Raw genomic sequence first — 9,708 nt, 5'->3', positions numbered from 1 at the left:
TGGCAGGCGACGGTGGTCGAAGCTCAGGGAGTGGCTTGCGGGTAGTTTTGCATGACGGAGCGATGCCTCCATGTCGGCTTCCGCCTCATGTCGGACATAAAAGTGGGTTGGCTCGCCTTTCGCATAACGGACATAGTCCGCGCAGTCCCCCGCTATCACTTGGAGCCGAGAGTGGGGTGATCGTTATGGGAAATAACCAGCAAGAATACAGGCGCTTAGGTTGGCCGTAGCAAGACACGCCCGAAGCCACTGGGCAGGGAGTATAAATCATTTGGATCGGGCAACGATGCTTTCGGTTTTCGGCCTTGACACGATGATGTTCGGTGCGGGCGGCAATCCAGATTTTCTGGACAGCGTCAAGATTCATGAAGGCAATTCCGAACCCAACCAGAAGGTCGAGCCAGACCGAATGGTGGCCGAGCGTGATACGGAAGCAGTTTTCATTCTGGGTTCTATTGGCATATCGGACATAATCTTCAAGTAGTTCTGTGCAGCAGTGGCCCATACCTGTCACTTGAACAAGGTTTCCGGAACTCCCGTTTCGTTTTCAGAAAAACTACCAAATTTGACAGCAAGAATAGGCAAAACAAACAGGTTAAGTATCATTGATGTCATGAGCCCTCCAAGAATGACAGCTGCCATAGGTCCTTCGATTTCCCGCCCAGGCGCATTCATATCAACAGCCAGAGGCGCCAGTCCAAGCGCCGTAACGAGCGATGTCATGAGTACGGGGACGACGCGGTCTCTGGCCCCCCGGAGCGCTGTTGTTACTCCCCATGTGAGATGTTCCCGCTCGACCAAAGTCTCAAAATGCGAAATCATCATCACCGAATTCCGAAGCGTAATCCCGAATAGAGTAACGAAGCCGACTGTTGCCCCAAGAGTTAGCGTTGTGCCGGAAACAATGATTGCCAGAATGCCGCCGACAAATGCGAAGGGAAGATTGACGAGTATCAGAGCGAGATTGCGCCATCCTTGTGTGATTATTGAGAGCAGAATCATGACCGCTATGGCAGCGAGCCCGGAATTTATAAACAGTTCCTTGCGTGATTGTGATTCAGCTTCCGCTGCGGATGTAAACTGAACGTAGGTTCCAAGAGGCAGTTTGATATTTTTTGCTATAGCCGTGCGTGCGTCCTGAACGAAAGATTGAGCTGATCGTCCTGTAACATTTGCGGTGACAGTCTGTGTTCTCTGTGCTCCCAGATGTGACACCTGATAGCGACCGTTCGTCTCATATATGTCTGCGACAGCGCGGAGTGGTACGTAGTTTCCGTGAACAGTATGCAGTGGCAGGAAGCCGACAGACGCAACATCATTACGACTTGCGTCATCAAGACGAACCATAACATTAAAAGCCGCAGAACGCTCGTATATCTGCCCCACGGTTTCACCCTGCCAGGCTGTATGGATGGATCGGAGTACATCCGCCGACCGAAGCCCCCAGCGCTCCAGATCAGCAGGGCGTAGCCGAATAGCAAGTTCCGGAACACCAGGGGGTGCTTCTATCCGGACATCTGTTGCGCCATGTATCTGATGCAACATGCGGACAATATTATTTGCCTGGATATCCAATACATCCAGATCATCGCCAATAATATTGATTGCCACAGCCGAAGACGAACCAGAAAGGGTTTCGTTTACGCGCATCGTCAAAAAACTACTGACAGAAAAACTGGCCCCAACGAACCCGTCAAGCGCTTTGCGAACGCGGGCATCAATCTGTCGGGAAGCCTTCCCATCCACCTGATTCAAATCAACCTCAAACTCGCTGGTATGTGGTCCATACGTGTCCTCATCCAGCGAGGCGCGTCCGACTCTCTGAGCAACCGAACGGATTTCGGGAAGCTGACGAAGTTTTTCTGTAACCTGTCTACCTAATTTCAGAGACTGTTCCAGGGAAGTCCCCGGAGCAGCCGTCATATGAATGATAAGGTGACCTTCCTTGAAATCAGGAATGAAATCGCTTTCAAGGAATGGAAGGGCCGCAAACCCTATCAAGGTGGTCAGGATCATCCCGCCTATAACAAATCGGGGATGGCGCATTAATCTGGCCAGAAGACATTCATAAGCTCTGGCGGTCCATCCTGCCAGGGGGGGCTCTCTCCGGGTTTCTCCAGGCGTCGCCAAGAGCCATGCGCAGAGTGCAGGTACAACGGTTACAGCAGCGGCAAGAGAAGCCATGACCGCAAGAACATAAGCTGTTGCCAGTGGAGCAAACAGTCGTCCCGAAAGTCCGGGAAGGGCGATGACAGGCAAGAAAACGATAATGACAGCAAAGGTCGCGTAAACCACTGCACTGCGGACTTCAACGCATGCATCGAGTACGACGCGCGCTGTAGATGCGGGCTGGACCAGAAGCCGGTTTTCACGCAATCGGCGTGTAACATTTTCGACCCCGATCACGGCGTCATCCACGACCTCGCCGATGGCGATAGCAAGCCCCCCCAGGGTCATGGCATTCAAAGTAACCCCGAGTGTCTCCAGCAACGACAGGGCTATCAGAATAGCCAAAGGTATGGTGGCGCAACAGATTGCAGCGGTTCGCAGGTCAAAAAGGAAAAGAAAGATTACGGCAACCACTAGAAAACCGCCCAGAAGCAATGCTCGTGTGGCATTCCCCAATGCGGTCGTAATGAAATTGGCGGGTCGGAACAGGTCAGCATGCAATGTAATCCCCTGTCCCTGCAATTGCGGGCGGAAATCGGTAAGTGCCGCCTCGATTTCCCGGGTCACAGCCATCGTATTGGCACCGTACTGTTCCCATATATTAACCACAATGCCTGTCTTTCCCTCGATACTGGCCGCGCCGAAGGCGGGAATAGGGGCTTCAGTTACAGTGGCAATACTGCCCAGTGTGACAGCACCATTATCAGAGCGGACAATCACAGTGCGGGCCAGACTTTCTGGCGTCAGGGCCTGACCGTCAGACTGAAGAACGACTCTTTGGTTCGGGGTATCAATAAAGCCGGCCCCCTGTATGCCAGTTGCTTCCTGGGCAGCCGCAAGGACGTCATCAAGTCCGATATGATGCAAGATGAGTTGGTCTGGATGTACCTGTATCTGGAGTGACCGACGCTCCCCGCCAAACACACTGACTCCAGCCACACCAGGCAACGCCAGCAGACGCGGCCTTAATGACCAGTCAGTAAGCGTGCGCAACTGCATGAGGGACTGTTGTTCCGACGTCAGACCAATCACCAGTACCAGACCGGCGGATGAGGTCAGTGGCGTCATAGTCGGAGCATGAACACCGGCTGGCAATTGCTGTGCAACAACATTCATTTGTTCCCCGACCAGTTGCCGGGCGCGATAAATATCGGTCGATGTCGCAAACAGGACGTTGACGACTGACAGTCCCTGAATCGAAGTCGATTGCACGCGCTGAATACCCGGGAGGCCGGTCAGGGCAATTTCCATTGGGCGACTAACCAATGTTTCGACCTGTTCCGGCGTAAAACCAGCGGCTTCGGTCTGGATCGTGACCCGTGGCGGAATGAATTCCGGAAACACATCATAGCTGGCATGTCTCAAGCCATACAGGCCATAGAAGAACAACAGACATGCGGTTGCGATAACCACGCCCCGGAAGCGGATCGAAAACCCGATAATAGCTGCCTGAAGGCTGAAAGAACGTCCCGTCATCAGTCGTCATCGTCTCCTGATTCAAGCTGAGCTCGGAATTCTTCAGACAGAAGTAATTGCGTACCCTCTACGACGATTTGCGTTTCGTGTGTGATTTGTCCTGGAGTATCTTGGATCAGGTAGCCACCTTCTCGGTCCGGCACGTCGGTCGTAAGGGGTAGGCGTGTAAATTTTCCGTGTCCGTTATCACGGTATATCCACGACTTACCTTGCAGCCAGATAATAGCTGATGCAGGTATCCGGATACCGGGACGTTCCTCTTCGGTAGGCAGGAGAACGGAAACATTCATGCCCGCGACAAGCTGACTTTCAGCCGACGCAAAATAGAAAAAGCTACGCCCCTGAATAGCAGGATCGGTCATGGTTACAGGAGACAAATAGTGGAGCATTGTCCCGTGTCCACCCGTGTTTCCATAATCGGTCACATCCGCCTGACTTGGTGGGGTTGGTAGATCCGTATCTGGTGGAAGGGTCACCTTGACCAAGACCACTTGTTGTTGAAGTAACTGTGTAATGAAAATTGTATTTTTTTCGGTAGCGTCAGATATGACCGAACCAAATTGCTGTCTGATAATATTAAGTGCGTTATTCACCCGGACCTGTTCTGCTTTTACCATAGCTGAGTTGGACTGAAATCTGGCTGTTGTCTCCTGGAATTGTTCCTGAGAGATATTCTGCCGGTCGCGATACAGTCCTTTGTCACGATCGAGTTTCGCACGGGCAAGCGTCTGCTGTGCCTGCATGCTCTCCAGCCGCGCTTTCATGTCAGCATAATCACTAACAAGAGTGATAAGTTGTGTTGCGTTCAGAACGTAACCATAGGCGGGAACCAACTTTCTCCAAGGCACGATGCTGGGTCGTGCAGAAGCGATGCCACTCTTCGTAACTGCTTCCGGGGAGACCGTCACGGTCGCCTCTTCGCCAAGAACCGAAACTGGTGGATCATCATCATCTGCAATAGCAATGTCCGCCACGTTTAGAACTAGGAAGACAGAAAGACCTACAAGAGGCAGCCAGAAGGCCCTCGCTTTCATGGTGAGTTCCTTTGGTTATTTTCAAGCAGGCCGGAAACCTGCGCGGCACTGGTGTGATCAAAAATGGGCTGCTGCATGCCATCTTCGATCTGACCTATGGCTTGCCGTTGCTGAATTTCTGCTTCAAGAAGAGCGGTCTCTGCTTGAATCTGCTCTATATGAGTCATAACCATCGTTGGTCGGTCGATTGCGCCTGACTGAAGGCGGTGCTGCATCTGGTTCAGCCTTACCCGTACGGTTTTGGCAAGTTCATCCGCCTGTAGCAGAATTGATGTCGTGCCGCGGTAATTGGCCGTAGCCTGCGAGATGGACTTAAACACCGTGTTCTCTGCACGCCGGAGACGAGCCGCCGCCTCATGCTCCTGCCCAACAGCTTCAGCTATGGGGCCTTCGTTCTGATTGAAAATCGGAATTTGCAGAGAGGGATTTACCTCAAAGCGATTTGAAATATCCCAGTTATAGGCGGGACTGATGGTGACATCGGGATAGCGTCGGGAAACTTCGACCCGTAGAGCCTGTCGGGCGGCGTCATAAGACGCAAGAAGTTCCCGCAGATCCGCGCGTTGCATTACGGCTTGGTATCTCATGTCCTGTGAATCGCGGTATTCCATGAGGTCGGGACAGACATCAAATGCTTTTGTATCAAGAGCAATGGAATCAAGTGCTTCGGCAGGAACCCCGATTGCTCCTGCCAGAGCTGCCTTACGGACGGCATACTCGCGCCGCAGATCACTGACAGACAACTCGGCATGGATCATTTCCGTCCGTACCTGCGATATTTCGAGAGCGGATGCTCGCCCCTGATCAAAACGTGCCTGTTCCAGGGTAAAGAGTTCGCGTTTAGCTGCCGCAGTCTCTTCCACAAGCTTGAGGCGCCCGGATACAGCCCAGACGCCGAGAAGAGCAGACCGCGTGTCGCTGCGTAGTTTCCATGCAGTATTGATGACTTCCCATTGCGCGACGGCAGCCCGATATCTGGCTTCTTTGATACGGTGATAACGCCTGCCGAAAAATTCGATCAGTATTGACGCGCCGTAGCCGACGTAATGAGCCGATGGGCCACCCAGCACCGTGAAACTGGGATTGGGCAGTTGACCGGCTGTCTTGATTCCAGCGCGAGCCGTTTCCAGTTCAGCTTTAGCTACAAGGATATCGGGATGAAAATACAAGGTAGCAAGCGTCAGGCGAGTGATGCCCCATGCGTTTTCCTGACTCGATACGTTTGGTCCGAGAACTTTTGTAATGAATTCTTGCAATCCGGCATCCGTAAATTGACGGCTGGAAAATTTCTGGACATCTGATTCCGGCGAAATATTTGAGTGATCACTATTTGTACAGCCACAGAGCAGGGGAAAAATCAGGAGAATGAATGCCGCATTATAGCGTGTGCGTCTCCTTACCTGCTTAATATATTCTAGAGTATTATATGATTTATACATTGATATGTCGTGATATATCTGATTTGTTATCTGTTAGTTCTACTCTCGATTGTCGCATAATCTGCACACCTCCACTAATACCAAGCATCGCAAGGATGGCAGCTACCGCAATATCCGGCCACGCAGAACGAGTGCCAAACACGCCCAGAGCTGCCAGCACAACGGCAACATTTCCGATCGCATCATTACGAGAGCAGATCCATACAGAACGGCGGTTGGCATCACCTTTCCGGTGTGTCCATAATATGAGGGCACAGGCCAGATTGACCGCGAGGGCAAGCAGACCAATGCCGCCCATTGCGTCTGGGTGAGGCGGATGGTTGCTGTTCATTACTATCCACCCAGCATTGGCCATTACCCATAGCCCAGCCATGAACAGGGTCAGGCCTTTCAGAAAGGCCGCGCCAGCTCGCCATCGCAATGCCATTCCGGCAACACTGAGGCTTATTGCGTAGTTGGCGCTGTCGCCAAGGAAATCAATCGCGTCCGCCTGTACGGATGCAGATCCAACCGACACGCCAGCCCCAGCTTCAACGGCAAACATGCTGGCATTGAGAAAAAGCGCGATCAGGAGCGCTCTCCGCCATGATTTATTGATTGGTAGCGGCGTATCTGTGCATCCACCACAGCATCCTCCTGCCATCCAGCGCCTCCCTGACGAATCATCTGTTTTAATGTATGCTCCCTGTAGCAACTACAGGGTCAAGAGGCAGGGAATGCGATCGATTGGTGCCTTGGGGAAGGCGACGAATACCAAAGTCGAGACGATCCGCTATTACGAACGGATCGGTCTTCTGGCTCCGCCACAGCGGACCGATGGCAATTATCGCACTTATGATGATGAGGCACTCGCGAGACTGTCTTTTATTCGTCGATCTCGGGATCTGGGTTTTTCATTAGACCAGGTAAGAGCTCTATTATCCCTAACGGATCAGGGAACCCAGGATTGTAAGACAGTTGATAGAATTGCTCGTGACCATATGGCAGAAATTGAGCGCAAAATTGCGGATCTCATCGCATTGCGCCATGAACTTTCTACGATGATAGAATCATGCGGGGGAGGTAATATTTCAGAATGCCGAATTATTGAAGCACTTTCTCCGTTTGATAATTAGTTCTCCTGACTTTTTTCGCAGCCAGTCGATTCTGCATTTGACGGAAGATTACCCGAAATAGTTATGCGGCCTCATCCTCACGTGTCAGAATCTGAAAAATCCTCATGGAAAATTCAAGGACTATACGTGCTCCCATGGTGGCAGTTTATGATCAGGCCAGTTCTGAAGCAGACATTCGGCTTCCCCCCCTAGTCCGCCTGTCTGCTCAGTGATGTAGGAGCAGACAGGCGGCAGTCGCCGTCATGTCGGTCGTAAAGAGAGTCGCTCAAGGTTTTGGTAAGCGGACATCCTGTGTCGGTGATGCAAGCCAGTCCGTGAGTTGCCGGATCATGGATCGCGCGACACGGCCCGCCCCCAGGAGGGTTGCGGATGCGGGACCGCACCAAGAGCCATATCCCAGCAGCCACAGGCGTGGCTCCCTGATGGCCTGCTGCCCGTTCACGTGGATCAGCCCGTCCGGCTCGATCACGTCGAGTGGTGCAAATGCAGAGAGCGCGGGACGGAAGCCTGTACACCAGATGATCGCGTCAATGGCTTCTTCCTGTCCGCCGGGCCAGACGACGCCCGTAGCCGTCATGCGCACGAACGGGCGCACCGCGTGGAAGACACCGCGCTCCCGGGCGGCCCGTACGGGCGGCACCATGACGATATCGCCAAAGCCTCCTGTCGGCATGGCGCCGGCGTTGCCCAGGACACGTGCGGTCGCCCGTTCGAACAGAACCCGTCCATCCACATCGTCGGGCAGGAATACCGGATCCTGCAGCGTCACCCACGTTGCGTTCGCGAGCAGTGACACTTCCGCCAGAATCTGCGCCCCGGAGTTACCGCCACCGACCACGAGCACGCGCCGACCGGCAAAAGGTGCGGGGATCTGATAGTGCGCGGAATGGATCTGCGTCCCGCCAAAGAATTCATGCCCCGCGACATCAGGAATGAACGGGGCCGACCATGTGCCGGTCGCACCGATGACGGCGCGGCTCAGAAAATCGCCCGCGTTTGTGCGGATATTCAGGAATTTCCCACCGGCCCGTTCCACGCGCCCGACCGTTACAGGACGGCGGATCGGCGGGGTGTAGCGCGCCTCGTACCGGCGCAGGTAGTCCAGCACCTCGTCACGGGTCGGATAGCTGCCATCCGGTGTGTCTGGCATCGGCCAGCCGGGCAGCGAACTGTAGGACGCCGGCGAGAACAGATGCAGGGAGTCCCAGCCATGCACCCACGCCCCTCCCGCCTGTGCGCCGTTGTCCAGAATGACATAGGTCAGCCCGGCCCGGCGCAGGAAATAAGAGGCGGCGAGTGCTGCCTGACCACCCCCCACGATCACAACATCGAACTGTTCCGCCATTTCCCGGCTCACAGCTTTTCAGGCAGGCGGTGTTCTGATCTGCGCTCGCTGTAGCGATCGACAAGGTAGTCGGCCCGGTCCCGCAGCAGCCAAGTGAACTTCATCAACTCCTCCATGACGTCCACCATCCGGTCATAAAGGGGAGACGGTTTCATTCGGTCGTCGTCACCGAACTGGGTGTAGGCCATCGGCACGCTGGACTGGTTAGGGATGGTGAACATCCGCATCCATCGGCCCAGCACCCGCAGGGCGTTGACGGAATTGAAGCTCTGTGACCCGCCGGAGACCTGCATGACAGCCAGCGTGCGGCCCTGTGTGGGTCGGATCGAACCTTCCGTGAGGGGAAGCCAGTCGATCTGGTTCTTGAATACTGCCGTCATGTTGCCGTGGCGTTCGGGGCTGCACCAGACCTGGCCTTCCGACCAGATCGAGAGTTCACGCAGTTCCTGCACCTTCGGGTGCGTGGCCGGTACGGAATCCGCGATCGGAAGACCGGTTGGGTCGAACACCCGTGTCTCGGCCCCCAGTACGTTCAGGATGCGTTCGGCCTCCAGCACCAGCAGGCGGCTGAAGGACCGAGGACGCAGCGAGCCATACAGCAGCAGGATGCGTGGTGGGTGGTCAACCCGTGGTTGCGGTTCCAATCGTGCGAGATCGACCTGTTCGAGATACTCCGGGTGCAGGGCGGGCATTTCCGGTTTGGACATCGTTCCGTCAGATCCTTCGGTCTTGTCAGGGATGGCTGATCAGGGGCAGCCACAAGGCCAGTGCGGCAAGTGTGACCAGCAGGACGGGTGGCGTGATCACCAGACCCACCGTCATGTATTGCCCCCAAGTGACCCGATGGTTTTTGGATGCCAGCACATGCAGCCACAGCAGGGTGGCGAGACTGCCGATTGGCGTGAATTTCGGCCCGAGGTCACAGCCAATGACGTTGGCGTAAACCATCAGATCGCGGGTCAAAGGCGTAATGTCGTGCGCCTGCTGGATCGCCAGCGCGCCGATCAGAACGCTGGGCATGTTGTTCATAACCGACGACAGGGCTGCCGCCAGAAAGCCGGTGCCAAGCGTGGCGGTGAACGGACCCTGATGGCCAAGCCAGACCAGTGCCGCCGCCAGATGATCGGTCA

Annotated in this window: 9 protein-coding genes; 2 read left to right on the top strand and 7 right to left on the bottom strand. The window is 54.6% G+C overall.

Annotation, left to right across the window (positions count from 1 at the left end; genetic code table 11):
• Positions 1-271 precede the first annotated feature (271 nt).
• The gene (locus AABE20_RS08290; RefSeq protein ID WP_003618805.1) at positions 272-484 is read left to right on the top strand and encodes a hypothetical protein; all 213 of its coding nucleotides are present in this window, start codon (positions 272-274) and stop codon (positions 482-484) included.
• Between the two features lie 26 nt (positions 485-510).
• On the opposite strand, the gene AABE20_RS08285 is transcribed toward AABE20_RS08290, so the two are convergent.
• Genes AABE20_RS08285 through AABE20_RS08270 form a run of 4 tightly spaced genes read right to left on the bottom strand, consistent with a single transcriptional unit; the run spans position 511 to position 6,761 of the window.
• Positions 511-3,645 (bottom strand): efflux RND transporter permease subunit, encoded by a 3,135-nt coding sequence (locus AABE20_RS08285; RefSeq protein WP_034932600.1) that lies wholly within the window; start codon positions 3,643-3,645, stop codon positions 511-513.
• Positions 3,645-4,679, bottom strand: coding sequence for an efflux RND transporter periplasmic adaptor subunit (locus AABE20_RS08280; RefSeq protein WP_034932598.1), 1,035 nt, complete (start codon positions 4,677-4,679; stop codon positions 3,645-3,647). Before AABE20_RS08280 ends, AABE20_RS08285 begins: the two co-directional genes overlap by 1 nt.
• Entirely contained in the window at positions 4,676-6,118 is a 1,443-nt protein-coding gene (locus tag AABE20_RS08275) for a TolC family protein (protein WP_019088956.1), read from the bottom strand. Before AABE20_RS08275 ends, AABE20_RS08280 begins: the two co-directional genes overlap by 4 nt.
• The gene (locus AABE20_RS08270; protein ID WP_010516881.1) at positions 6,111-6,761 is read right to left on the bottom strand and encodes a cation efflux transmembrane domain-containing protein; all 651 of its coding nucleotides are present in this window, start codon (positions 6,759-6,761) and stop codon (positions 6,111-6,113) included. Before AABE20_RS08270 ends, AABE20_RS08275 begins: the two co-directional genes overlap by 8 nt.
• A gap of 73 nt (positions 6,762-6,834) precedes the next feature.
• Between AABE20_RS08270 and AABE20_RS08265 the strand changes: the two genes are divergently transcribed.
• Positions 6,835-7,233 (top strand): MerR family transcriptional regulator, encoded by a 399-nt coding sequence (locus tag AABE20_RS08265; protein WP_003618791.1) that lies wholly within the window; start codon positions 6,835-6,837, stop codon positions 7,231-7,233.
• 265 nt (positions 7,234-7,498) lie between these two features.
• Here AABE20_RS08265 and AABE20_RS08260 read toward each other — a convergent pair whose 3' ends face one another.
• From AABE20_RS08260 to AABE20_RS08250, 3 genes are all read right to left on the bottom strand, one after another.
• On the bottom strand, positions 7,499-8,578 hold the full coding sequence (locus AABE20_RS08260) for an ArsO family NAD(P)H-dependent flavin-containing monooxygenase (RefSeq protein WP_034927498.1): 1,080 nt from the start codon (positions 8,576-8,578) through the stop codon (positions 7,499-7,501).
• An 8-nt stretch (positions 8,579-8,586) separates the two neighbouring features.
• Positions 8,587-9,285 (bottom strand): arsenical resistance protein ArsH, encoded by a 699-nt coding sequence (gene arsH, locus AABE20_RS08255; RefSeq protein WP_034927494.1) that lies wholly within the window; start codon positions 9,283-9,285, stop codon positions 8,587-8,589.
• 25 nt (positions 9,286-9,310) lie between these two features.
• A partial coding sequence (locus tag AABE20_RS08250; RefSeq protein ID WP_338332653.1) for an ArsB/NhaD family transporter occupies positions 9,311-9,708 on the bottom strand: 398 nt, incomplete at its 5' end.

The organism is Acetobacter zythi (assembly GCF_963921165.1).
Lineage (GTDB): Bacteria > Pseudomonadota > Alphaproteobacteria > Acetobacterales > Acetobacteraceae > Acetobacter.
This window is presented reverse-complemented; position numbering and strand designations above follow the sequence as displayed.

What these genes read in the sequence shown, in the direction of transcription:
- AABE20_RS08285 (WP_034932600.1), bottom strand. Translation starts at nt 3,645, where the DNA reads ATGACGGGACGTTCTTTCAGCCTTCAGGCAGCTATTATCGGGTTTTCG.
- AABE20_RS08280 (WP_034932598.1), bottom strand. Translation starts at nt 4,679, where the DNA reads ATGAAAGCGAGGGCCTTCTGGCTGCCTCTTGTAGGTCTTTCTGTCTTC.
- AABE20_RS08275 (WP_019088956.1), bottom strand. Translation starts at nt 6,118, where the DNA reads ATGTATAAATCATATAATACTCTAGAATATATTAAGCAGGTAAGGAGA.
- AABE20_RS08270 (WP_010516881.1), bottom strand. Translation starts at nt 6,761, where the DNA reads ATGGCAGGAGGATGCTGTGGTGGATGCACAGATACGCCGCTACCAATC.
- AABE20_RS08265 (WP_003618791.1), top strand. Translation starts at nt 6,835, where the DNA reads ATGCGATCGATTGGTGCCTTGGGGAAGGCGACGAATACCAAAGTCGAG.
- AABE20_RS08260 (WP_034927498.1), bottom strand. Translation starts at nt 8,578, where the DNA reads ATGGCGGAACAGTTCGATGTTGTGATCGTGGGGGGTGGTCAGGCAGCA.
- arsH (WP_034927494.1), bottom strand. Translation starts at nt 9,285, where the DNA reads ATGTCCAAACCGGAAATGCCCGCCCTGCACCCGGAGTATCTCGAACAG.